Annotated in this window: 21 protein-coding genes, 2 tRNA genes and 1 pseudogene; 12 read left to right on the forward strand and 12 right to left on the reverse strand. The window is 69.0% G+C overall.

The genetic code is table 11. The features are described 5' to 3' along the window. Nucleotides 1-26: 26 nt before the first annotated feature. Nucleotides 27-575, reverse strand: coding sequence for a DNA-binding protein (locus tag DIZ27_RS02795; protein ID WP_109376609.1), 549 nt, complete (start codon nucleotides 573-575; stop codon nucleotides 27-29). A gap of 182 nt (nucleotides 576-757) precedes the next feature. On the opposite strand from DIZ27_RS02795, the gene DIZ27_RS02800 reads away from it, so the two are divergent. Then, nucleotides 758-830: transfer RNA gene (locus DIZ27_RS02800), tRNA-Ala, on the forward strand. A gap of 261 nt (nucleotides 831-1,091) precedes the next feature. Here the strand turns inward: DIZ27_RS02800 and DIZ27_RS02805 are convergent. Continuing rightward, complete coding sequence (locus tag DIZ27_RS02805; RefSeq protein ID WP_109376610.1) at nucleotides 1,092-1,793, reverse strand: DUF5324 family protein; 702 nt, start codon at nucleotides 1,791-1,793, stop codon at nucleotides 1,092-1,094. Nucleotides 1,794-2,117: 324 nt separating this feature from the next. On the opposite strand from DIZ27_RS02805, the gene DIZ27_RS02810 reads away from it, so the two are divergent. Both DIZ27_RS02810 and DIZ27_RS02815 read left to right on the forward strand, forming a co-directional pair. Continuing rightward, the gene (locus DIZ27_RS02810) at nucleotides 2,118-2,645 is read left to right on the forward strand and encodes a peptidylprolyl isomerase (protein ID WP_109376611.1); all 528 of its coding nucleotides are present in this window, start codon (nucleotides 2,118-2,120) and stop codon (nucleotides 2,643-2,645) included. A gap of 127 nt (nucleotides 2,646-2,772) precedes the next feature. Further along, nucleotides 2,773-3,660, forward strand: coding sequence for a rhomboid family intramembrane serine protease (locus DIZ27_RS02815; protein WP_109376612.1), 888 nt, complete (start codon nucleotides 2,773-2,775; stop codon nucleotides 3,658-3,660). A 305-nt stretch (nucleotides 3,661-3,965) separates the two neighbouring features. Here the strand turns inward: DIZ27_RS02815 and crgA are convergent, their stop codons facing one another. Beyond that, entirely contained in the window at nucleotides 3,966-4,220 is a 255-nt protein-coding gene (gene crgA / locus DIZ27_RS02820) for a cell division protein CrgA (protein ID WP_109376613.1), read from the reverse strand. A 140-nt stretch (nucleotides 4,221-4,360) separates the two neighbouring features. Between crgA and DIZ27_RS02825 the strand changes: the two genes are divergently transcribed. From DIZ27_RS02825 to DIZ27_RS02850, 6 genes and pseudogenes are all read left to right on the forward strand, one after another. Beyond that, nucleotides 4,361-5,140: a DUF881 domain-containing protein gene (locus tag DIZ27_RS02825; protein ID WP_109376614.1), complete on the forward strand. Its 780-nt coding sequence runs from the start codon at nucleotides 4,361-4,363 to the stop codon at nucleotides 5,138-5,140. A 69-nt stretch (nucleotides 5,141-5,209) separates the two neighbouring features. Beyond that, a pseudogene (locus DIZ27_RS46770) lies at nucleotides 5,210-5,406 on the forward strand (class E sortase); the annotation flags it as partial. 52 nt (nucleotides 5,407-5,458) lie between these two features. Beyond that, on the forward strand, nucleotides 5,459-5,620 hold the full coding sequence (locus DIZ27_RS02835) for a hypothetical protein (RefSeq protein WP_109376615.1): 162 nt from the start codon (nucleotides 5,459-5,461) through the stop codon (nucleotides 5,618-5,620). Continuing rightward, complete coding sequence (locus DIZ27_RS02840; RefSeq protein WP_109376616.1) at nucleotides 5,617-6,255, forward strand: aminodeoxychorismate/anthranilate synthase component II; 639 nt, start codon at nucleotides 5,617-5,619, stop codon at nucleotides 6,253-6,255. Before DIZ27_RS02835 ends, DIZ27_RS02840 begins: the two co-directional genes overlap by 4 nt. Continuing rightward, on the forward strand, nucleotides 6,252-7,490 hold the full coding sequence (locus DIZ27_RS02845; protein WP_109376617.1) for a class E sortase: 1,239 nt from the start codon (nucleotides 6,252-6,254) through the stop codon (nucleotides 7,488-7,490). Before DIZ27_RS02840 ends, DIZ27_RS02845 begins: the two co-directional genes overlap by 4 nt. Nucleotides 7,491-7,503: 13 nt before the next feature. Continuing rightward, nucleotides 7,504-8,265: a class E sortase gene (locus DIZ27_RS02850; RefSeq protein ID WP_258308196.1), complete on the forward strand. Its 762-nt coding sequence runs from the start codon at nucleotides 7,504-7,506 to the stop codon at nucleotides 8,263-8,265. 90 nt (nucleotides 8,266-8,355) lie between these two features. Here the strand turns inward: DIZ27_RS02850 and DIZ27_RS02855 are convergent, their stop codons facing one another. From DIZ27_RS02855 to DIZ27_RS02885, 7 genes are all read right to left on the reverse strand, one after another. Continuing rightward, nucleotides 8,356-9,396, reverse strand: coding sequence for a restriction endonuclease (locus DIZ27_RS02855; protein WP_109376618.1), 1,041 nt, complete (start codon nucleotides 9,394-9,396; stop codon nucleotides 8,356-8,358). Nucleotides 9,397-9,584: 188 nt separating this feature from the next. Further along, nucleotides 9,585-11,594, reverse strand: a complete 2,010-nt coding sequence (pknB, locus tag DIZ27_RS02860; RefSeq protein WP_109376619.1) for a Stk1 family PASTA domain-containing Ser/Thr kinase — start codon at nucleotides 11,592-11,594, stop codon at nucleotides 9,585-9,587. A 170-nt stretch (nucleotides 11,595-11,764) separates the two neighbouring features. After that, nucleotides 11,765-13,240, reverse strand: a complete 1,476-nt coding sequence (locus DIZ27_RS02865) for a penicillin-binding protein 2 (protein WP_109376620.1) — start codon at nucleotides 13,238-13,240, stop codon at nucleotides 11,765-11,767. After that, nucleotides 13,237-14,673, reverse strand: a complete 1,437-nt coding sequence (locus DIZ27_RS02870) for an FtsW/RodA/SpoVE family cell cycle protein (protein WP_109376621.1) — start codon at nucleotides 14,671-14,673, stop codon at nucleotides 13,237-13,239. Before DIZ27_RS02870 ends, DIZ27_RS02865 begins: the two co-directional genes overlap by 4 nt. A gap of 27 nt (nucleotides 14,674-14,700) precedes the next feature. Continuing rightward, a complete protein-coding gene (locus tag DIZ27_RS02875) occupies nucleotides 14,701-16,242 on the reverse strand; it encodes a Stp1/IreP family PP2C-type Ser/Thr phosphatase (protein WP_109376684.1) in 1,542 nt (513 codons plus the stop codon). 141 nt (nucleotides 16,243-16,383) lie between these two features. Continuing rightward, a complete protein-coding gene (locus DIZ27_RS02880) occupies nucleotides 16,384-16,893 on the reverse strand; it encodes an FHA domain-containing protein (RefSeq protein ID WP_109376622.1) in 510 nt (169 codons plus the stop codon). Nucleotides 16,894-16,903: 10 nt separating this feature from the next. Further along, complete coding sequence (locus DIZ27_RS02885; RefSeq protein WP_109376623.1) at nucleotides 16,904-17,776, reverse strand: DUF3662 and FHA domain-containing protein; 873 nt, start codon at nucleotides 17,774-17,776, stop codon at nucleotides 16,904-16,906. A 677-nt stretch (nucleotides 17,777-18,453) separates the two neighbouring features. On the opposite strand from DIZ27_RS02885, the gene DIZ27_RS02890 reads away from it, so the two are divergent. Continuing rightward, nucleotides 18,454-18,537 (forward strand) — tRNA-Leu (locus tag DIZ27_RS02890). A gap of 369 nt (nucleotides 18,538-18,906) precedes the next feature. On the opposite strand, the gene DIZ27_RS02895 is transcribed toward DIZ27_RS02890, so the two are convergent. Further along, nucleotides 18,907-19,860, reverse strand: a complete 954-nt coding sequence (locus DIZ27_RS02895; RefSeq protein WP_258308197.1) for an NAD(P)-dependent oxidoreductase — start codon at nucleotides 19,858-19,860, stop codon at nucleotides 18,907-18,909. Between the two features lie 11 nt (nucleotides 19,861-19,871). After that, nucleotides 19,872-20,867 carry a ScbA/BarX family gamma-butyrolactone biosynthesis protein gene (locus tag DIZ27_RS02900; protein WP_258308198.1) on the reverse strand — a complete coding sequence of 332 codons (996 nt, stop codon included), beginning with the start codon at nucleotides 20,865-20,867 and terminating at the stop codon, nucleotides 19,872-19,874. Nucleotides 20,868-21,124: 257 nt separating this feature from the next. Between DIZ27_RS02900 and DIZ27_RS02905 the strand changes: the two genes are divergently transcribed. Then, on the forward strand, nucleotides 21,125-21,790 hold the full coding sequence (locus DIZ27_RS02905) for a ScbR family autoregulator-binding transcription factor (protein ID WP_109376625.1): 666 nt from the start codon (nucleotides 21,125-21,127) through the stop codon (nucleotides 21,788-21,790). A gap of 335 nt (nucleotides 21,791-22,125) precedes the next feature. After that, on the forward strand, nucleotides 22,126-23,553 hold the full coding sequence (locus DIZ27_RS02910) for a DUF2252 domain-containing protein (RefSeq protein ID WP_258308206.1): 1,428 nt from the start codon (nucleotides 22,126-22,128) through the stop codon (nucleotides 23,551-23,553). Nucleotides 23,554-23,585 lie beyond the last annotated feature (32 nt).

Here is a 23,585-nt window from a genome sequence, read left to right on the forward strand (position 1 = left end):
GCCCCTGCCCCGACTGCGGCCGGGGATCAGTTCTGGTGGGACTGGTAGTGCGTGACCGCGTCGGAGGTGCGGCCGGCGCCGTAGACCCGGAGGAACTCTGCCAGCTCGGGGTGGGTCGGGGCGAGGGCGTCGGCGGCGTCGATGATGTCGCCGGCAGCGGCCACCGAACGCAGCAGTGACTGGATCTCCCGCACCACCCGCTTGACCGTGGGCGCGCCCGAACTGCTCGTCGTCTGCGTGGTGTTGCTGAGCACCGAACCCCCCTGCGACTTCTTGATCTCCTCCATGCGCTCGGTCGCCTCGGCCGCGCTGACACTGCCGTCCGCGACCTGGCCCGCCAGGTCCTGCAGCAGCTGCACCCGCTGGACCACCGCGGGGTTGCCGATCTTCGCCCGCTGACCGCTCATCAGCTGCGACAGCATCGGTGCGGACAGCCCCAGTACCCCAGCGAGACGAGCCTGGTTGAGGCCGAGGTCGTCTATGAGCTTACGGAAGAGCGTCCCCAGCGGCTCCCCGTACCAGTTCCGCTGCAGTTCCCGCGCTCTTGCGGTGGCTTCCTGCTGTGCGGCGTCCATTGCGTCTCCCCATCGCTTCCCCGAGAACCGTGGTTCGCTGTAGCGAACCACGCCGAGCATCTTACGGAGAGTGGTTGGTCACGGGGACCCCCAATCTTTTTGCGGAACCCCCCGGGGGACCCGGTACTCTTGTTTCCGGCGCCCACCCGGATGTGCTTGTTCCTGGTGGACGCTTCACACACGGGGCCTTAGCTCAGTTGGTAGAGCGCTGTCTTTGCATGGCAGATGTCAGGGGTTCGACTCCCCTAGGCTCCACAAGGAAACCCCTCCCACCTGCGGAAAGCAGGGGGGGAGGGGTTCTTTCTCAGTAACTCCAGGAGCCCGGCGTCATGGCTCCAGGAAGCCTTCGGGGCCCTGGCTTCAGGGCCGGGGTCCCGGGCCCACCGGGCTGTTTCACGTGAAACAGCCCGGTGCAGCAGAAGACGCTGAAGTCTCCCGCCCCACCAGGCTGTTGGTACCGCAGGCGATGGATGTCGCAGACCGACGGCACCGAGATCCTTCGATGCCGCCCGAGCGTCAGGGCTGCTCGTCGCGCTTGGCGGCCTCCTCCTCGGCCTCCTTCGCCCGGACCTCGGGATCGAGGCTGGAGCCGCGGCTGCCGTCCACGGACGACAGCGCGCCCGGCTCCCCGACGTCGGTCGCGGCCGGCGGTTCCACCAGCCAGTCCGGGTTGGCCTGCTTGTCCCACCACTTCCAGGCGGCGAACGCACCGCCGACGACGGCACCCAGGACCACGAGCACCTTCGCGGCCCGGCCGGCCTTCGCGCGCCGCTGCTGCTTGCGGACGAGTTTCTGGATCTGTTTGGCCGAGACCTGACCGCGCAGTGCGGCCAGTACCGCCGCACTGCGGGCCGCGGCCTCGTCCCGCGCCGGACCGGCGGCGGCCTTGGCCTGCTCGATCCTCGGCCGGGAGTAGTCCGCCGCCTGCTGGGCAGCCTTGCGGGTCCGGACGGCGGCCTCGTGAGCAGCCAGATCGACCTTCGGCGGCACATGGCTCCGGGCCTGCTCCAGATACGGCTGCACATGGGCGCCGTACTGGACACGGGCCTGCCCCGCGGCCTGGGTCATCTTGGGCGCCAGCCGTACGCGCGCCTCCTGTGCGTAGTGCGCGGCCTTCACCTTGGCCGTGTCGGCGTAGGGCGCCACCACTTCCGCGGCATGCAGCACGCTGTCCTTCGCCGAATCAGTCGCGGCGCGCACGCTATCGATGCGGGTCACGGTTCCTCCTCCTCGGTGGCGTACGTTTTTCGACTGTCCACCCATTTACGGATCATGCCTTCCGCCTCCCTGTCGGGCATGTGCGGAGGGGCATACGGGTGCCGATGGCACTGATCGAGTGCAATAGCGGATGAATGCGGGAGAACGGGAGCTTGTCGTCGACAATGCCACGGATCGTTCCCGAGTGCCCCCGTCACGGAAGGACTCACCCGGTTTTCTGCAAGCGGTTCGGCCCTGTTGCCCCCTGTGGACGGGCGGCGGGCGACTGGACGCCCCGTCCGTGCGAGGATCGGGGAGTTACGGAAAGACAACGGAAGGCACATCGTGGCTGATCAGCTCTACGCCACCCTGAAGACCAACAACGGCGACATCGAGGTCCGGCTCTTCCCGAACCAGGCGCCGATCACCGTCAAGAACTTCGTCGAGCTCGCCAAGGGCGAGCGGGAGTGGACCCACCCGGAGACGGGCGCCAAGTCCACGGACAAGCTCTACGACGGCACGGTCTTCCACCGGGTGATCAGCGGCTTCATGATCCAGGGCGGTGACCCGCTGGGCAACGGCACCGGCGGTCCCGGCTACCAGTTCGAGGACGAGTTCCACCCGGACCTGCGCTTCGACAAGCCCTACCTGCTGGCCATGGCCAACGCGGGTCCGGGCACCAACGGCTCGCAGTTCTTCATCACCGTCTCCCCGACGGCGTGGCTGAACCGCAAGCACACCATCTTCGGCGAGGTCACCGACGCCGCGAGCCAGAAGGTGATCGACACCATCGCGGCCACGCAGACCAACCCCCGGACCGACCGTCCGGTCAACGACGTCGTCATCGAGTCGGTCGAGATCCGCGAGGGCTGAGAACGCCGTAAGGGCCGAGTGCGGCCCTGCCCCCAGGAGTGCGAAAGCCCCCAGAGGGAACCAATCGCCCCGCTCATCCGTAAGGATGGGCGGGGCGGGGCCTTTTCCACACGACCTAGGGGATCCCATGGACGACCAGGCTGCAGGCAGCCCGCAGGACGCCCGCAGTATCCCGGTCTGCTATCGCCACCCGGACCGCGAGACCGGCATTCGCTGTACCCGCTGCGAACGCCCGATCTGCCCCGAGTGCATGGTCAGCGCCTCGGTCGGTTTCCAGTGCCCCGCATGCGTCCGCAGGGGAGGCCCGGGCGCCGGGCACGCGCCCGCCGCCTCGAGGCCCCGCACGATCGCCGGCGGCACCGTCGCCGGGGACCCCCGGCTGATCACCAAGATCCTGCTCGGTATCAACATCGCGGTGTTCATCGCGGTGCATGTCTGGTCGCCGCTGCTGGACCACCTCGTGCTGATCGGGACCTGGCCGCCGCTCAGCCCCGTCGAGGGCGTCGCCGAGGGCGAGTGGTACCGCCTGGTCACCTCGATGTTCACACACGAGGCGATCTGGCACATCGCCTTCAACATGTTCGCTCTGTGGTGGCTCGGCGGTCCGCTCGAGCAAGCCCTCGGCCGGGCCCGTTACCTCGCGCTGTACCTGATCTCGGGCCTGGCGGGCAGTGCGCTGACCTATCTGCTGGCCCCGGGGACCACGGCCTCGCTCGGTGCCTCCGGTGCCATTTTCGGGCTGTTCGGTGCGATGGCCGTTCTGGTGCGCCGGCTCAATTACGACATACGGCCGATCATCGTCCTGCTGGTGATCAACCTGGTCTTCACCTTCAGCCCGGGCTTCAACATCGCCTGGCAGGCCCATATCGGAGGGCTCGTCGCCGGTGTGGTGATCGGGTACGCCATGGTCCACGCCTCGCGCGAGCGGCGGGCTCTGATCCAGTATGGAACCTGTGCACTGGTCCTTGCCGTGATCGTGTTGATGACCCTGCTGAGGACGGCCCAGCTCGCCTGAGCACCGGTTGTCCACAGTCTGTGCCGGATCTTGTGCACAGTGTGCAGGAACATCTGTGCCTGCTGTCGCTGGCCCGTGTTTCCGCAGGTCAGCGATGCGCGAACGCGCTTTCGGTTGCTGGTGCTTCTGTCACACCGGCGTCAATCTCCGACAGGTTATCCACAGATCGTCGTTTCTTTTCCCCATGCTGTGGACATGCCTGTGGATAACTCGGTGGACAGCCCTGCCCAGAGCTGCCGGACAACTCTGCCCTGAACCGCCGGGCGGTCCAGGGCAGGGCTGGGGCAGGTCCGTACCGCTCAGCGCTACTTCCACTGAGTCGAGACGCCGAAGCCGGCGGCGATGAATCCGAAGCCCACCACGATGTTCCAGTTGCCCAGCGCGTCGACGGGCAGCTTGCCGTCGGTGACGTAGAACACGACGATCCAGGCCAGGCCGATCAGGAACAGGGCCAGCATCACCGGTGCGACCCAGGAGCTGCTGGTCAGCTTGAGATCGGTCGTCTGCTTCGCCGGCGGGGGCGTGTAGTCGGCCTTCTTGCGGATACGTGACTTCGGCACGAGGGTCTCTCCTGTCGATGCGCTGCGTGGCCGCGCAGGGAACTGGGTCGTGCTCGGGGCGGTTGCAAGGGGACTCCGAGCGCTCCCCCGGGCGTCAGTTAGCGTAGTGCTTCCGTGGCGCCGAAGGAGATAAGGGTACGTTGAGCAATTCTGCCGACTCCCCAGGGACGGAAGCCAGCCCTGTCCGCCGACGCGGCTTCCGGCCCGTCCGGATGCTCACCGCGGGTGTGTTCGCCCTCGCGGGTCTCCTCTTCTTCACCAGCTTCAACACGGCGAAGGGCACCAACATCCGCACGGACGACTCCCTGCTGAAGCTGTCCGACCTCATTCATGAGCGCAGCCACAAGAACGGCGAATTGGAGGAGTCCAACGGGGCGCTCCGGGGAGACATCGAGTCCCTCGCCGAGCGTGACGACGGCAGGACCGAGGCGGAGGACGACCAGCTCGCCGACCTGGAGCACCGCGCGGGCACGCAGAAACTCAAGGGCGAGGCCATCACGGTCACGCTCGACGACGCCCCGCCGAACGCCACCGCCAAGCTTCCCGGATATCCCGAGCCGCAGCCCGACTACCTGGTCATCCATCAGCAGGACCTCCAGGCCGTGGTGAACGCGATGTGGCAGGGCGGCGCCGAGGGCATCAAGGTCATGGACCAGCGGCTGATCTCCACCAGTGCGGTGCGCTGTGTGGGCAACACCCTGATCCTCCAGGGCCGCGTCTACTCGCCGCCGTACAAGATCACGGCGGTCGGCGATCCGGAGAAGCTGAAGAACGCGCTCGCGGCCTCCCCGTCGGTCCAGAACTACATGGTGTACGTCAACGTCTACGGGCTCGGCTGGAAGGTCGAGGACGAGGGGTCGGTGACCTTGCCCGGCTACTCGGGCACAGTGGACCTGCACTACGCGAAGCCGGTGCGGTAGAGCCCACGGGGCGGGCCCCGGGCCGGACGGGCTCCGGGAGCGGGGCCGCGAGCCGTCGGTGAGCCCCGTCCGTACGAAACCGTTCCCTCGGACATCGAGGTGATCGGCCCTGCGCCACGTACTTCCGGATACACGCGTCCCGGCCGCTGTCCGACGCTGACGACGTGCGAACCGGGACGGGGCACAGTCATCGGCCGACCGTCCGGGCGCATCCGGACTCCACGCAGCCTGTGGAGGCCGGGAAACCGGAGGCGTTGCGCCGTTAGTCTGGTGACGAACGGCGTGGGTCCGGTGCCGTGGTGCGACGGAAGGGACGGCATGTACAGCTGGATCTGGCGGCATCTGCCGGGGAACGGATGGGCGAAGGCGCTCATCTCACTCGTGCTGATCATCGCTGTGGTCTATGTCCTCTTCCAGTACGTCTTCCCCTGGGCCGAGCCACTGCTGCCCTTCAACGATGTGACGGTGGACAACCAGTGAGCGCGCGCATTCTCGTCGTCGACAACTACGACAGCTTCGTCTTCAACCTGGTCCAGTACCTGTACCAGCTGGGCGCCGAGTGCGAGATCCTGCGCAACGACGAGGTGTCGACGGCGCACGCGCAGGAGGACTTCGACGGCGTGCTGCTGTCCCCGGGGCCCGGGGCCCCCGAACAGGCCGGTGTCTGCGTGGACATGGTGCGGCACTGCGCGTCGGCCGGAGTGCCCGTCTTCGGTGTCTGCCTCGGTATGCAGGCCATGCAGGTGGCCTACGGCGGTGTGGTGGACCGCGCGCCCGAGCTGCTGCACGGGAAGACCTCGCCGGTCGAGCACGGGGGCAAGGGCGTTTTCGCGGGCCTGCCCTCGCCGTTCACGGCGACGCGCTACCACTCCCTGGCGGCCGAGCCGGCCACCGTACCGGCGGAGCTGGAGGTGACGGCCCGGACACCGGACGGCATCGTGATGGGTCTGCGCCACCGTGAACTGCTCGTCGAGGGCGTGCAGTTCCATCCCGAGTCGGTGCTCACCGAGCACGGGCACCGGATGCTCGCCAACTGGCTGGTGGAGTGCGGGGACGACGGGGCGGTGGCGAGATCGGCGGGGCTGGCCCCGGTGGTGGGCAGGTCGTCGGCGTGACCGCGCTGCGCCCCGAGCGCGAGTCCGGTGCCGGATACGGGCAGTCCTTCACGGACGGTTCCTCGTACGGCGCCGGCGGCGAGCAGGGGGCCCCGTACGGGCAGCAGCCGTACGGGGGGCCCGGCGCGTACGGGGCGCCCGGTACGTTCGAGGACGGCGGCTGGTACGACACCACTCAGCAGGGCGCCTACTCCTACGGCGGTGCGGGCGCGGTCGGGGGCGGTGCTGCCGGGGCCGACGACAGTACCGCGTATCTGCCGCCCCTCGACGAGGAGACGGTGGCACTGCGGATCCCCGATCCGCCGGAGCGCACGGAGTACGACGCGGGCGCGGAGTACGACGCGGGCGCGGGACCCGCGACGCACGGCTCGCGCGGGGAGCCCTCGGCGGCTTCCGCGGCTCCCGGGGGCCGGGCGGCGCGCAGGAAGGCCGCCAAGAAGCGTCAGGGGCGCCGTGGCGGCGCGAATCGGCCCGCCGAGGCCCCGGACGCACTCCACGGCCACGACGAGCCACAGGCGCCGCTCTCGCGTGTGGAGGCACGGCGGCGGGCACGGGAGCAGAAGCCGAGTGCCGCCGTCGCCGCGAGCCGGGGGATCGGCGAGGTGTTCATCACCTGCGGTGTGCTGATGCTGCTGTTCGTCACCTACCAGCTGTGGTGGACGAATGTGCGCGCGCAGGCACAGGCCGGCCAGGAGGCCAGTGACCTCCAGAGCGACTGGGCCAACGGCAAGCGCAGCCCGGGGGCGTTCGAACCGGGCAAGGGTTTCGCGCTGCTGCACATTCCGCGGCTGGACGTGGTCGTGCCGATCGCCGAGGGGATCGACAGCAAGAAGGTGCTCGACCGGGGCATGGTGGGCCACTACGCGGAGGGCGCGCTGAAGACGGCGATGCCCGACGAGAAGGAGGGAAACTTCGGGGTCGCGGGGCACCGCAACACGCACGGGGAGCCGTTCCGGTACATCAACCGGCTGGAGCAGGGCGACCCGATCGTGGTGGAGACGCAGGACACGTACTTCGTCTACAAGATGGAGTCGATCCTGCCGGTGACCTCGCCGAGCAACATCAGCGTGCTCGAACCGATCCCGAAGGGATCGGGCTTCAAGGAACCCGGCCGCTACATCACGCTGACCACCTGCACGCCGGAGTTCACCAGCAAGTACCGCATGATCGTCTGGGGCAAGATGGACGAGGAACGGCCGCGCAGCAAGGGCAAGCCGGATGCGCTCGTCAGTTAAGGGCAGAGGAAACGTGGCAGCGACCGCCGACGACACCGAAGAGCACACCGCCATGCCCGCGTCACCGTCGCCTCCGGCGCGCCGCCGCATGGGGCCGGTCGCGATCGCGGTGAGCGCGCTCGGAGAACTTCTCATCACCGTGGGCCTGCTGCTCGGCCTGTTCGTCGTCTACTCGCTGTGGTGGACGAACGTGCTCGCCGATCGCGCGGCGGACAAGCAGGCGGACAAGGTACGGGACAACTGGGCCCAGGGGCCCGGCGTCGGCACCGGCGACGGCCCCGCCTCCTACGACAGCAAGGACGGGATCGGCTTCCTGCACGTGCCCGCGATGGGCAACGACATCCTGGTCGAGAAGGGCACCACGATGGAGGTGCTCAACGACGGCGTCGCCGGCTACTACACCGACCCGGTGAAGGCGACCCTGCCGACGTCCGGCAAGAAGGGCAACTTCTCGCTGGCCGCGCACCGGGACGGCCACGGGGCCAAGTTCCACGACATCCACAAGATCAAGGAAGGCGACCCGATCGTCTTCGAGACGAAGGACACCTGGTACGTCTACAAGACCTACGCGATCCTTCCCGAGACCTCGAAGTACAACATCGAGGTCCTCTCCAAGGTCCCCGAGGAGTCCGGCCGCAAGAAGGCCGGCCACTACATCACCCTGACGACCTGCACCCCGGTGTACACCAGCAAGTACCGCTACATCGTCTGGGGCGAACTGGTCCGCACGGAGAAGGTCGACAAGGACCGGACCCCGCCGAAGGAACTGCGCTGACCGAGGTTCTGCAGGACTCCGGTCCCCTAACATGACGAAGGCCCGAAGCCGCAACTTGCCTTTGCGGCTTCGGGCCTCCGCGATCCGCTGCTACCGCAGTGCCTTGAGACGCACTCCGGCGGTCCAGGCTTCCACTTCCTCCCGATTGACCGTGACGACTCCGGTCAGGTCGGCGATCGCCTGCGACTCGTGGCTGAAGTTGCAGGTGGCGACGAAGAGCGCGAGGTCCACACGGTCGATGGCACACGTCGCGCCCGCGAACTTCTGCATGTCGGCACTGGGCACGGTCCAACGGCCGGACCGGTTCTTGCGCTGGACGGCCACGGTCCGCCCGTCCGCGGTGCGGCCGGTGATGTCGATGCCCCTGTCGCTGCGGGCCTGCCGTACGACGACATCGGTGCAGCCGTCGCGCCGCAGCAGGTCGGCGACATGCTGTTCGAACGCCTGCCAGGTCATCGCCTTGAGCGTCGACCTGACATTCTCCGCGGGAGCAGCTCCTTCCAGGGTGGCGAGGCGCTTGTGATGCCAGCACAGCCTGCGTTCGACGTTCTCGATGTCCGCGCGGAGTTCGAGGAGCTCGCGGCGGTGCTCACCGGATGCGGCGATCAGGGCGTTGAACATCGGCACGACCGTCTTGCCGAGGATGTGGGTGATGCGCCGGTCGATGCGGTCATCGAGGCTGACGGGTTCTGTCGGGACCGGGTTGTCCACAGGCTGTGTGCGGGCCAGGTGCTCCATGTCCAGGAGGTACACACGCACCTGACGGGCGACATGGCTGTCGCGGAGAAGCATCGCGACATTGAGCACGGCTCGCCGGGAGTAGAGAGTGAGGCTCGACCGAGGCTGTGGATAACTTCCAGGAAAGAGTGACAGGACGTCACGCTTAAATCGTGCGAGCTCAGGGCCTTGGAGTGTCGTCATTCCGTTGCATGAGAGTTCCTCGCGATGCCGTGCCTTGAGCTGCCGGATCACCTCAGTGGTGACACCGAAGTACGCCGCCACCATCGCCGTCGTCACGTGCATGCCGTCCGGCAGCAGCGACAGGGCCTTGACCTTGTCGAGTACGTCCGTGCGGTCCAGGACGCCGCTGCGCAGCGTCTGTGATTCCAGAAGTACTGATTCCTTGAGCACCCTCTGCCCCTTGTGTTGTCGTGGTCGGGGCAGAGGTCGGACGGCCCACCCCACCTGATCAACGAGCGGTGACAGACGAAGGCACGAGCGAAGCGGGAACGCGTGTTCAGGCCGGGCCATGAAGGAGCCCCGGCGCCCTCCGGAGAGGGGGCCGGGGCTCTGGCGTGTTCGGGGCGTTCCGGGAGGGGTCAGTCGTCCCTGTTGCCGCCGGTGAGGCCGCCGAAGAAGCCGCCGGGGCCACCGCCGTTGTCGCCGTTGTTGCCGTCCTGCTGGCCAATGGCGGTCAGGGTGACTTTGTCGCCCTTCTTGACCTCCTGGCCTTCCCGCGGGTTGCTTTCGAACACCAGGGCGTTGTCGTTGTCCACGCCCTGGACCCTCTCGAGTTGCAGGCCCGCCCCGGCGAGGACCTGCTTGGCCTCGCCGACGGTGATCCCGGTGACCTTTGGCATCGCGAACTTCTCGTTCGCCGGCGCCTTGGCGATCTTGATGGCGACGGTGCTGCCCCGGTCGACGTCCGTGCCCGGGCTGAGGTTCTGCTCGAAGACCGTTCCTTCGGGCTGGGCCGTCGACTCCTCCTCCGTCTGGGCGCCGAGCACCAGGCCCTTCGACTCCAGCAGTGTCTTGGCCACGTCGGGGGTACTGCCCAGGAGGTTGGGCACGGTCACCTGGGATACCTCCCTGGCGACGGTGAGGGTGATGGTGGTCCCTTTTTCCCGGGTGGTTCCGCCCTCGGGATCCTGGGAAAGCACGGTGTCCGGCGTCTCGCTGGACTCCTGGCTCTCCTTCTCGGCCTCGAAACCCTTCTCCTTCAGGGCCTTCTCCGCGTCGGCGAAGGCGAGGCCCTTGACATTCGGAACCTCGACCTTGGGTGCCCCGGTGGACACCACCAGGTTGACGGTGGACTCCTTCTGGGCGTCGGTGCCCGGCTCGGGGTCCTGGTCGCAGATCTTGCCCTTGGCCTGCTCCTCGCAGGGCTCCTCGGTGAACTTCAGGATCAGGTCAGTGTTGGTGGCCTGTTTCTCGGCGGCTTCCTTCGTGAGGCCGACGAAGTTCGGGACCCGGACGTCGTCGTTGCCCACGCCGCCGTTGCCGCTGAAGATCGAGCGGCCGAGCAGGATCGCGCCGATCAGGACCAGGACGCCCGCCGCGACCAGCAATATCGTCGAGGTGTTGTTCTTCTTCTGCTGCTGGCGGCGCCTGCCGGGGCGGTCGTCGTAGCCGTAGCCGCCGTCGTCCGGGTTCATGGGCGGCAGCATCGAGGTGGCGGCGCCGGCGTCCGTGCGCAGAGCCGTCGTAGCCTGGCCGTCGGGGTAGCCGCCGTAGCCGACCGCGCCCATCGCCGCGGTGGCCGCGACCGGCTGGCCGTCGAGGTAGGCCTCGATGTCGGCGCGCATCTCGTCGGCCGACTGGTAGCGGTAGTCGGGGTCCTTGACGAGCGCCTTCAGCGTGATCGCGTCTATCTCGGGCGTGACCTCGGGGTCGAAGACGCTCGGTGCCTGCGGTTCCTCGCGGACGTGCTGGTAGGCGACCGCGACGGGGGAGTCGCCGACGAACGGGGGACGGACGGTCAGCAGTTCGTAGAGCAGGCAGCCGGTGGAGTAGAGGTCGGAGCGGGCGTCGACCTGCTCGCCTTTGGCCTGCTCGGGCGAGAGGTACTGCGCGGTGCCGATGACCGCGGAGGTCTGGGTCATCGTCATGCCGGAGTCGCCCATCGCGCGGGCGATGCCGAAGTCCATGACCTTGACCTGGCCGTTGCGCGTCAGCATGACGTTCGCCGGCTTGATGTCGCGGTGGACGATGCCGGCCCGGTGCGAGTACTCCAGTGCCTGGAGGATGCCGATGGTCATCTCCAGCGTCCGCTCCGGCAGCAGCTTGCGGCCGCTGTGCAGGAGTTCCCGGAGGGTGGAGCCGTCGACGTACTCCATGACGATGTACGGGATGGACACCCCGTCGATGTAGTCCTCGCCCGTGTCGTAGACCGCGACGATCGCGGGATGGTTGAGCGAGGCGGCCGACTGGGCCTCCCGGCGGAACCGGGCCTGGAAGGACGGGTCGCGCGCGAGGTCGGCGCGTAGCGTCTTCACAGCAACGGTGCGGCCGAGGCGGGTGTCATGCGCGAGGTAGACCTCCGCCATGCCACCGCGGCCGAGCACGTGGCCCAGTTCGTACCGGCCGCCGAGGCGACGCGGCTCTTCCATAGCTAACTACCAGCCCTCTCCGTCGGTCCCGGTCGGCACGTTCGTGCGGCCGGAGGCTGCCGTCCGGGCCCTACCGTACCCGGCTCGCTTTGTGTGACCTGGCCAAGTTCCGCAGCCGATACAGGACCGGTACCGCAACGTGCACCGATGTGAAGCGGACGTGATCGGGGTCACTGCTTGCCCTTGAGGACCGCCTCCATCACGCTCTTCGCGATCGGGGCCGCGAGGCCACCACCGGAGATGTCGCCGCGCACGGCGTCGTCGTCCTCGACGATCACGGCCACGGCCACCGGTGAGCTGCCGTCCTCGCCCTTGGCGTAGGAGATGAACCACGCGTAGGGGTTCTCGCTGTTGTCCACGCCGTGCTGGGCGGTACCCGTCTTGCCGCCGACGGTGACGCCCTCGATCTTCGCTTTGCCGCCGGTGCCCTCGGAGACGACGGTCTCCATCATCGACTGGAGTATCTGGGCGTTCTCCGCCGACATCGGCTCGCTCAGCTTCTCCGGGTCCGTCTTCTCGATGGTGTCGAGGCTCGGGGCCTGGAGTTCGTCGACCATGTACGGCTTCATCAGGGTGCCGTTGTTGGCGATGGCGGCGGTGACCATGGCCATCTGCAGCGGGGTGGCGGCGGTGTTGAACTGGCCGATGGAGGAGAGCGCGGTCTGCGACTCGTTCATGTCGTCGGAGAAGACCGAGGCGCTGGAGCGGACCGGGACGAACTGCTCCTCGGTGAAGCCGAACTTCTTGGCGTACTCGAGCATCGTGTCGTTGCCGAGGTCCGCGCCGATCTTGCCGAAGACGGTGTTGCAGGAGACCCGGAGCGCCTCGCGCAGGGTGGCGTCCTCGCAGGGGAGGTCGCCGTCGTTCGGCAGCTCGGTCGTGGTGCCCGGCATGGTCCACGGCAGCGGTGTGTCGGTCTTCTCGTCCGCGCTCTTGTACAGCCCCTCCTCCAGGGCGGCGGCGGCGGTGAGGACCTTGAAAGTGGAGCCGGGCGGGTAGACCTCGCGCAGCGCCCGGTTCTGCATCGGGTCGGCGGGGTTGTTCTTCTTCTGCAGCTTCTGCCACGCCTCGGCGTCGGAGTTGCTGTTGCCGGCGAACGTGGACGGGTCGTAGGAGGGGAAGGAGGCCAGTGCCAGGATCTTGCCGGTGGACGGCTCGAGCGCGACGACGGAGCCCTTGCCGCCCTGCTTCTTCAGGCCCTCGTACGCGGCCTTCTGCGCGGCGGCGTTGAGCGTGGTGACGACGTTGCCGCCTTCCTTCTTTTTGCCCGTGAGCATGTCGAGCGTGTTGCGGAAGAAGAGGCGGTCGTCGTTGCCGGTGAGGGTGCCGTCCTCGACGGCCTCCAGCTGGTTGGCGCCGAAGGCCTGCGAGGCGTAGCCGGTGACGGGCGACCACATCGGGCCGTCCTTGTAGGTGCGCTTGTACTCGAAGTCGCTGCCCGACGTCTGCTTGGAACCGGTGATCGGCTTGCCGTCGACGATGATGTCTCCGCGCGGCTGAGCGTAGCGCTCGATGGCGATGCGTCGGTTGTTCTCGTTCTTCTGCAGGGAGTCCGCCTGGACGTACTGAAGCCAGTTGCTGCGGATGAGAAGGGCGAGGACGAGGAGCCCACAGAAGATCGCGATGCGGCGCAGGGGCTTGTTCACGGTCGGACCACCTGAGTCATCTCAGCGTCTGGATTGGTGGCGGGCGTGGGGGCCGGGCGGCGGGCGGTGTCGCTGATTTTGAGCAGTATGCCGATCAGGGCCCAGTTGGCGATGACCGACGACCCGCCGGCGGCGAGGAACGGCATCGTCATACCCGTCAGCGGGATGAGCCCCATGACACCGCCGGCCACCACGAAGACCTGCAGGGCGAAGGCTCCGGACAGACCGATCGCGAACAGTTTGCCGAAGGGGTCACGCGCTGCCAGGGCAGTCCGCACACCGCGCTCGATGACCAGACCGTAGAGCAGCAGGATGGCCATGACGCCGGCCAGGCCGAGTTCCTCGCCGAAGGTGGAGAAGATGAAGTCGGAGTTGGCGGCGAAGCCGATCAGATCGGAGTTGCCCTGCCCGAGGCCGGTGCCGATGACGCCGCCGGATCCGAAGGACATGATCGACTGGCCGATCTGCTCACAGGCGCCGGAGGTCTTGTAGCAGCCGAACGGGTCCAGCCAGGCGTCGACGCGGGCTTGGACGTGGCTGGCGAACGAGGCCACGCCCACGGCGCCGGCAGCGGACATCAGTAGACCGATCACGATCCAGCTCGTCCGCTCGGTGGCGACGTACAGCATGATCACGAACATGCCGAAGAACAGCAGCGAGGTACCGAGGTCGTTCTCGAAGATGAGAATGAGCAGGCTGACGGCCCAGATCGTGATGATGGGGCCGAGGTCCCGGCCGCGGGGCAGGTACAGGCCCATGAACCGGCGGCTGGCCAGCGCCAGCGCGTCCCGCTTCACCATCAGGTAGCCGGAGAAGAAGATCGCGATGATGATCTTGGCGAACTCGCCGGGCTGGATGGAGAAACCGGCGACGCTGATCCAGATCTTGGCGCCGAACACGTCGGCGCCGACTCCGGGTACCAGCGGCAGCAGCAGCAGGAACAGTGCTCCCACCATCGAGATGTAGGTGTACCGCTGGAGGATCCGGTGGTCCTTCAGGAAGACGAGCACCGCCACGAACAGAGCCAGCCCCACAGCCGAGTACAGCAGCTGGTTCGGCGCCGACGGGCTGAACACCCCGTACTGGCGCTCTGCCAGGTTCTGCAATCGCTCGGACTGGTCCAGCCGCCAGATCACGACCAGCCCGAGACCGTTCAGCAGCGTGGCGAGAGGCAGCAGCAGGGGGTCGGCGTAGGCGGCGAACTTCCGCATCACGAGGTGCCCGACTCCTCCCAGCAGACCGAGCCCCAGCCCGTAGGCGAGCAGCCCGGAGGGGACGGAGCCGTCGAGGGCCAGCCCGACGTTGGCGTAGGCGAAGACCGGGATGACGACGGCGAACGCCAGCAGCGCGAGCTCGGTGTTGCGCCGGCTCGGCGCCCCGATCGCGCCGATCGTGGACGTGTGCTGCGCCGATGGGTTGGTAGTACTGCTCATCGTGTGACAGGGCCTCTCACGGCTTGCCTACTGCTTACCGCACAGCGAGACGACCTTCTGCTCTTCCTCCGAGAGGCTGGGGCCGGGGCTGGGAGTAGGTGCGGTCGTGGACTGGGGCGTGGACTTCTGCGGAGCCTCGGTCGAACCCGAGGGGTTCGGCGTCGGCGTGTTGGACGTGAAGGAGGCGGGGGTGGTTCCCGTGGTGCCTCCGGCCTCGCCCTCGCCGGTCTTCGCGTTGCTCTCGCTCTCTGCGGCGCGTCGCTCGGCCTCCTTCCTGCATGCGGAGGCCTGTACCGCGAGTTCGTCGATCTTCGACCGGGCGCCGTGCAGGTCGCCCTCGGCGATGGTCGCCTCGACCAGCTTCCGCTGGTAGGGCGGCAGGTACTTGAGTTCGATCTCGGGGTGGTCCTTCTCGACCCGCGACAGCGAGACCCAGGCCAGGTCCTGGCTGATGCCCTGGTAGAGCGCGACGTGCTCGCCGTTGGTGCCGACGTAGTACTGGGTCTGCGTCCAGCGCCAGCCGCCGTACACGCCGCCGCCGAGGACGGCGAGGGTGAGCAGGCTGAAGAAGGAGCGCTTGATCCACTTTCGGCTCTTGCGGGGCTTGACGAAGTCGTTCTCGTCGTAGCCGAAGCCGTCGGTCTGGATGAAGCCGGTGACGTCCCCGCTGCCGGGCGGGCCGAACTCGCCCCCGTCGCCGCCCTGGCCGCGTCGGCGGCCGAGACCGGCGGCGCGGCCGGCCGGGGTCTGCATGGCGCTGCCGTCGTGCGGCTGGTTCTGGTTCTCGGCGACGGCGCCGACCACGACCGGGGTGTCGGAGAGCTGGCCGGCCAGGGTGTCACCGGTGTCGAGGTCGAGGACGTCGGCGACGATCACGGTGATGTTGTCCGGGCCGCCGCCGCGCAGCGCCAGCTCGATCAGGGTCTGCACGGTGTCCTCGGGGCCCTGGTAGCCCGCCAGGGCCTCTTCCAGGGTCTGGTGGGAGACCACGCCGGACAGGCCGTCGGAGCAGATCAGGTACCGGTCGCCGGCCCGCACCTCGCGGATGGAGAGGTCGGGTTCGACGTGTTCGCCGCTGCCGAGGGCCCGCATGAGCAGGGACCGCTGGGGATGGGTGGTCGCCTCCTCCTCGGTGATCCGGCCCTCGTCCACCAACCGCTGCACCCAGGTGTGGTCCTGGGTGATCTGAGTGAGGACGCCGTCGCGCAGGAGGTAGGCCCGGGAGTCGCCGACGTGCACCATGCCGAGGCGCTGGCCGGTCCACAGCAGGGCGGTCAGGGTGGTGCCCATGCCCTCGAGCTGGGGGTCCTCCTCGACCATCATGCGCAGCTGGTCGTTGGCGCGCTGCACTGCCGTACCGAGGGAGGTGAGCAGGTCGGAGCCGGGAATGTCGTCGTCGAGCGCGACGATGGTGGAGATGGCCTCGGAGGAGGCGACCTCGCCGGCCGCGGCGCCGCCCATGCCGTCGGCGATGGCGAGCAGGCGGGGACCCGCGTAACCGGAGTCCTCGTTGCCCTCCCGGATCATTCCCTTGTGTGATCCGGCGGCGAAGCGCAGGGACAGGCTCATGCGCACCTCGCCCGTCGGCTCCGGGTACAGCCGGTCGTGTCGAGCCACACTGCCCACCCTCCGGTCGGGAGCGCGCCGGGGTCCTGGGTCGGGACCCCCACCGTGTGCTCGCTCCGCTCGCGTTCTGTCATTGGTGTAGCACTACTTCCGCAGCTCGATGACGGTCTTGCCGATGCGGATCGGCGCACCCGGTCCAATCGGTGTGGGTGTCGTCAGCCGGGACCGGTCCAGGTACGTGCCGTTCGTGGAACCCAGGTCCTCGACGATCCACTGGCCGTCGCGGTCGGGGTAGATCCTGGCATGGCGGCTGGAGGCGTAGTCGTCGTCCAGCACGATCGTGCTGTCGTGCGCCCGGCCCAGCGTGATGGTCTGGCCCTGGAGCGCGACGGTGGTGCCGGTGAGGGTGCCCTCGGTCACGACCAGCTTGGTGGGGGCGTTGCGGCCGCGGCGGCCGCCCCCGGACTGCTGGCGCTGCGGCGGCGGTGCCTGCCGGGCGCTCTGTTGCGGCCGGGTGGCCTCCCGGCGTGCTCCGCGCTGGGTGACCCGCGTACCGAAGAGGTCACTGCGGATGACCTGCACGGCCACGATCACGAACAGCCACAGTACGGCCAGGAAACCCAGCCGCATGACCGTGAGGGTCAGCTCTGACATTGCCCCCGCTTCACCCTTCGGCTTGCCGGTAAATGATGGTGGTGCTGCCCACGACGATCCGCGAGCCGTCGCGGAGCGTAGCGTGGGTGGTGTGCTGTCCGTCCACCACGATGCCGTTGGTGGACCCGAGATCCTGGATCGTCGAGGGCGTTCCGGTCCGGATCTCGCAGTGCCGGCGGGAGACACCGGGGTCGTCGATCCGTACGTCGGCCTCGGTGCTGCGGCCCATTACCAGTGTCGCGTTGGAGATCTGGTGGCGGTTGCCGTTGATCTCGACCCAGTAGCGGGTGCGGCCGGCGGACGGGGGTGCGGCGGGGGGCCGCTGGCCGCCCGCCGCAGGCGGGTAGCCGTAACCGCCGGGCCGGCCGCCGGGCGGCGGCGCGGCCGGCATGGGCGGGGCTCCCGTGGGAGCGGCCGGCGGGTACCCGTAGCCGCCGGGGCGGCCGGCGGGCGGGTAGCCCGTGCCGGGGCCCGCGGGGCCGGGGCCGGTGGGCCCCGCCTGGCTGCTGGAGGAGGCGAGCGTACGGCTGCGCACCCGGTACAGGCCGGTGTCGAGGTCCTCCGCCTTCTCCAGGTGCACCTTGATGGGGCCCATGAAGGTGTAGCGCTGCTGCTTGGCGTAGTCGCGGACCATGCCGGCGAGTTCGTCACCGAGCTGTCCGGAGTACGGGCTGAGCCGCTCGTAGTCGGGGGTGCTCAGTTCGACGATGAAGTCGTTGGGGACGACGGTGCGGTCACGGTTCCAGATGGTCGCGTTGTTGTCGCACTCCCGCTGGAGTGCTCCCGCGATCTCCACGGGCTGCACCTCGGACTTGAACACCTTGGCGAAGGTGCCGTTGACCAGGCCTTCGAGCCGCTGCTCGAATTTCTTCAGGACTCCCATGGGGCACCTCCTCCGTCGTCGCCGTCCTGTGTACTGCCCTGTCCACTGCGTCTACTGCCCGGTGCGCCGATCCGCGCACCGTCTACCTGGTACTGCTTACTGATCGTATCCACGCCCCGGTCGATCGGCTGGTTCCCCCTGCTTGCCCGGCCGACCGGTGTCGACGCCTGACGGAGTTCCCCCGGAGTTCCCTCCGGGAGCCCCTTCGAACTCCTTCGGCCGTGCTCGTGCGAGCCGCCTTGCCATGGATCGTAGAGGGGACTGTGGACCAGTGTCCCGCATGCGGCTGTGCACTCCGTCCGGCACCTGGGGAGACGGGGGCTACCGGTACGAGGTTGATACGTGAAGCGGTTCTTGTGGAGGGGACGGGGACATATCCAAGCGCATCCATGCCTATTCATACCCATTGGCACCTGTCCATGCGTGCGTGTCCGGGTCGCGGCGTCGTTTCTGTTCGAGGTGATGTCGCCGCGCGGCGGTGCGGTGCGGGGCTTCGCCGGGTGTCGAAGGGGGCTCGCGCGTGCCGCTGGTGCTGCTCGTGCGCGGCGGTATCGCTCAGGCCGGACGGGGTCCGGGGCGGGTGGAAAGGGATGTGAACCCACCCCGGACAGCGTGCTAATGTTCTGGTGTCGGAAGGCGCCGAACCCCTGCGGGACGGGGCCGATGACACACCCAATGCGCGGGTGGCGGAATAGGCAGACGCGCTGGATTCAGGTTCCAGTGCCCGCAAGGGCGTGGGGGTTCAACTCCCCCCTCGCGCACACCGTCGGACGGGCGGCATCCATCACGGATGCCGCCCGTTTCGCATGCCCGGGCCGAGGCTGCCGAGCCCGAAGCGCTCCCTGGAACCGGTCCCGTCGTCGACGATTGAACCGGGTCGGAAGCGGGGCGGAAAGAGGGGTGGGGTCCGAGGGTGAGGGCCTGGAACGGGGCGCGGCCGTGTGAGGAACATCTCATGATCTTTTCGGGTGGCCGGTGACCGGGTGTGTGGAGTTCGGTGCGGAGTGTATGGGGGTCGGGCTGTTCGGGCCTGATGGAGGGCGTGGATGCGCGGCCGGAGCTGACGCCGCCCTCTACGCCTCCTCGGCAATTGCAAACCGTCTGGTCGGTTCGGGATCAGGGGTGGTCGGTCAGCCGGGGGTGAGGAACGACCGGTACCAGGGGGCCGCGGGCGGGAAGGCGCGGGTGAAGCCCTCGCCGGGTGCGCAGTCCAGGTTCTCCCAGAAGGCGTCGTCCGCGAACCGGTGGTCGACGGTGAGCATGCCGAGGTGATGCAGCGCGCGAGGGGAGCCGGCGGCTCGTGCGTAGGCGGTCGTGACGTCCACCGACGCGCCCTCGCCGGGCTGTTCCACGTGCGCGCACACGGCCGCGAGCAGCTCCGACGCGGGAACGGGGGCCGGGTGGTTGACGTAGTGGACGCCGGGCCCGTGGGCCGGTGAGAGCGCCGCGGCGACGGCGGCGCGGCCCAGGGTGCCCACGTCGATCATCGAGTGCAGGGCTTCGCAGCCCGTCACGGTCGCCGACAACTCCCGCAGGAGTCCGACCAGTCCGGGCACCAGCCAGCGGTCGCCCTCGCCGTACACCAGGTGGGGTCGTAGCACCAGGCCGCCCGCGTCGAGGACGTGCCGTTCGGCGGCGGCACGGGTGCGGCTGGTGGCGGAGGCGGGGGCGACGGGGGCCTCGCCCGGCCGTACGCCGTGGAAGGGGCCCCGGCCGTGGACGGCGGCGGTGCTCATGTAGAGGATGCGGCGCACCCCGCTGCGTACCGCTTCTTCCACCAGGGCTTTCGTGCCCCGGTCGTTGACCGCCGCGAGCGATTCCGGGTCACCGCTCACGCGTGAGGCGCAGTGGACGAGTACGTCGATGCCGGTGCAACTGCCGTACAGGGAAGCGGGAACGGCGAGGTCGCCGGGTACGGTCTCGGCCTTGGTCTCGGCCGTGGTCTCGGTCTCGACCGTGGCCTCGGCGGGTGTGCGGAGGGCGCGGCGGGACAGCAGACGGACGTGGGCGTCCGGGCGTTGGTGCGCGGCCGCCGCGACCCGGCTGCCGATGAAGCCGGTGCCGCCCGTGATCAGAAGGTTCACCGTTCTCAGCGTCACAGCGGCGAACGTACCGGGGCGTGGTCCGGGGTGCGGCCGTGAGGTGCTGAGGTGAGGGTGGCGGTGAAGACGGGCTTGTCGTTCTGCCGGCCGGAGACCTGCACGGTCACCTCGCCGTTCTCGGTATCGGCGTCGGTGTCGGTGTCGGCCTTGTCCTTGTCCTTGTCAAGGACTTCTGCTTCGAGCAGGCACGGGCTGTCCAGTTCGGCGTAGCGGCTGAAGGAGGTGGCCATGTCGACCGGCAGGAAGGACCGTCTGCCGGATGCCGCGGTCGCGGCCTGACGGGCCGCCTCGAACAGGACCATGCCGGGGACGTGGTCGTTGGGCCGGGGGAAGAGGACGGGGTGGCCGGTGTCGACCCGCAGGAGCCAGGTGCCGGGGCGGTCGGCGGGGGCGAGGACGACGTCCTCCGCACGGTCGCGGCCGACCAGTTCGGGGGGAACGGGGGGCAGCAGGGGTATCGCGCTGTCCGTGGCGTCCAACTGCCGGGCTCGCAGGCGGCGGTAGGCGGCCGGTGAGGTGCAGCCCGTGCTGCCGGTGCCCCGGGCGACGAGCCGTCCCGCGCGGCGGAACTCCATGGTCGTCCGCATGCTGCTCAGACCACGCCCCCGGCGGCGCACCTCGGAGCAGACGACGTCGATGGTGACCGGCTCGGTGGCGTCCACGAGTAACAGCCCGGAGGGGTCCGCGGTGACCGACAGGTCCCACATGACGAAGTGTGTGTCGAGTGGGGTGCCGAACTCGGCGTGGGCGAGGGCCATCGTGGTCTGGCGCAGGGTCTCACCGATGATCATCGGGTCCTGGTGGCGATCGTCGGCCGGGCCGAAGAAGGAGTGGTCGGCGGGCCAGTGCGCGGTGACGCGGAAGGCGAGGTCGGAGAGGCGTATCCAATCCGCGGGGAAGACGTCCGCCGCGCGGGTGCGGTGCGCGAGCTGCTCGGTGATCCGGGTGGTGCCGGGGCCGGTGCGGGCACCGGCAGCCTGGCCGGCCACGCTTGCGGGCTCGCCCCCCTGTCCGGTCTGATCCTCCGTGGGTGTACTTGAGGGACCTGACTGCGGCATGGAGAACCCCTCGAATGGACGGCCTGGATCCGGTCGACTTTCGCACTAAGATACGGACGAGCCGGTTTTTTTCAAGGGTGATCCATACCGTTGGAGACGAGCCCACGCGCCCGTACGGCGTCACGCATGGCGCCCGCGCGGCGACTTCACGGCGATCCGCGAGATCCACGGAGATCAGGAGGCACCCGATGGCGCGACAGGAGCGCGCGATCCGCACGCGGCGGACCATTCTGGCCGCGGCCGCGGCCGTCTTCGACGAACGCGGCTACACCTCCGCGACCATCGGGGAGATCCTGGACCGGGCCGGGGTGACCAAGGGTGCCCTGTACTTCCACTTCGGCTCCAAGGAGGAGCTGGCGCTCGGCATCTTCGAGGAGCAGCTGGCGGTCGCCCTGCCGCCCCAGTCGAGCAAACTCCAGGAGCTCGTCGACTCCGGTCTGGTGCTGGCCCTGCGGCTGCGGACCGATCCGCTGGTGCGGGCCAGTGTCGGACTGGCTCTGGACCAAGGGGCGTTGGGGCTGGACCGAACCCCGGCTTTCCGTATGTGGATCGACCAGACCACCCGGACCCTGGCCGAGGCGAAGGCGGGGGGCGAGCTGCTGCCGCACGTCGAAGTGACGGAGACGGCGGAGCTGTTGGTCGCGAGTTACTCGGGGGTGCAGCTCCTCTCTCAGCTGCGCTGCCAGCGGCAGGATCTGGAGGACCGGGTCGTCGTGCTGTTCCAGCACATGCTGCCGGGCATCGCGGTCCCGGCGGTGCTGGCCCGGCTGGACATCTCGGCGGACCGCGCCCAGCGGGCCCTCGCGGAGGGACGGTTGGAACCGGTTGTGGGAGATGTCGCCGAGGCGGGGTAGACGGGCACGGGCGTGGGCACGTGTGGGCGTGGGCGCGATGAGGCTGGGGGCGGCGGCTGCAGCGGGCAGTCACAAGGGCGCGTGTGGGTGAGGGAGTTGTCCACAGCCCGGAGTTGTCCACAAGACCTGACGCGTTTCGTCCACCGGGTTGTACGGTCGGCACGGTTGATGTCATGGCCTGCGCCGATGCCTGTGTCGACGCGGGGCCGGCGGTCGTTCGTTTCGGTTGTCGATGCGTGCGCGTGGTCGAACGTGTGCAAGGACGTACGCGTGGGCGTACGGGGGAGGCGGTTGTTGTGACCGAGATCGTTGCCGGTGGGGTCGGCACGGAGGAGGTGCCGGCGCAGGCGGGACCGGGCGGCCGGGCGACCGGTGAGGTGCGGCGGCTGCCGCGCGTACGGGGCTTCGCCGCATGGCCGCCCGAGGGCTCGGCCAAGGAGGACGGCAAGGCCCTGCGCAGGCTGGTCCCCCGCAACGCCCACGCCGGTCTCGACCTGGACCCCTCCCGCCCCGACGCGGTGAGCGCGGTCGAGGAGTCCAGCCGCGGCCGGCTGTCCGAGTTGACGCCGATACGGGTGGGCAGGATGGCGGCGACACCGTTCGCCTTCCTGCGCGGCGCGGCGGGCCTCATGGGCCACGACCTGGCCCGCACCCCCATGACGCGGATCCGCGCGCAGATATGCGGCGACGCGCACGCGGCCAACTTCGGCCTCTACGGCGACGCGCGCGGCGGACTGGTCATCGACCTGAACGACTTCGACGAGACGGTGTGGGGCCCCTGGGAGTGGGACGTCAAGCGGCTCGCCACCTCGCTGGTGCTCGCGGGACGGGAGGTCGGCGCGGACGAGGACACCTGCCGCAGGGCCGCTCGTGACGTGGTGGGCGCCTACCGTCGCACGATGCGGCTGCTGGCCAAGCTGCCGGTGCTGGACGCCTGGAACGCCATCGCCGACGAGGAGCTGGTCTCCCACACCGACGCGCACGATCTGCTGGGCACCTTGGAGCGGGTCTACGCGAAGGCCCGCGCCAACACCAGCGGTCGTTTCGCGGCCAAGTCCACCGAGGTAACGGCGGACGGCGGACGCCGTTTCGTCGACGCCCCGCCGGTACTGCGGCGCGTCGACGACGCCGAGGCCGCCGCGGTGGCCTCCTCCCTGGAGGAGTACGTCGGCACCCTCCAGCCGGACCGGCTTCCGCTGCTGGCCCGGCACGCGGTGCAGGACGTGGCGTTCCGCGTCGTCGGCACGGGCAGCGTGGGCACCCGCTCGTACGTGGTGCTGCTCCTGGACCACCGGGGCGAGCCCCTGGTCCTCCAGGTGAAGGAGGCCCGTGCCTCGGCGCTGGTACCGCATCTGCTGACGGCCGGCTTCGACGTCCCCGACGCCGACCACGAGGGCCGGCGCGTGGTCCTGGGTCAGAAGAGGATGCAGGTGGTCAGCGACAACCTGCTGGGCTGGACGACCGTCGAGGGGCGGCCCTTCCAGGTCCGGCAGTTCCGCAACCGCAAGGGCAGCGTCGACCCGACGGCCCTGGCCGCCGACCAGGTCGACGACTACGCCCGCATGACCGGAGCCCTCCTGGCCCGCGCCCACTCCCACAGCGCCGATCCCCGCCTGATCGCCGGCTACTGCGGCAAGAACGACGAGCTCGACGAGGCGATGGCCGACTTCGCGCTCCGCTACGCCGACCGCACGGAGGCCGACCACGCGGACCTGGTGGCGGCGGTGCGGTCGGGCCGGATCGCGGCGGAGACGGGGGTCTGAGCAGCGGGCCGGAAGGGGCAGGGCCGGATGGC

This window comes from Streptomyces sp. NWU339 (genome assembly GCF_003143855.1).
GTDB lineage: Bacteria > Actinomycetota > Actinomycetes > Streptomycetales > Streptomycetaceae > Streptomyces.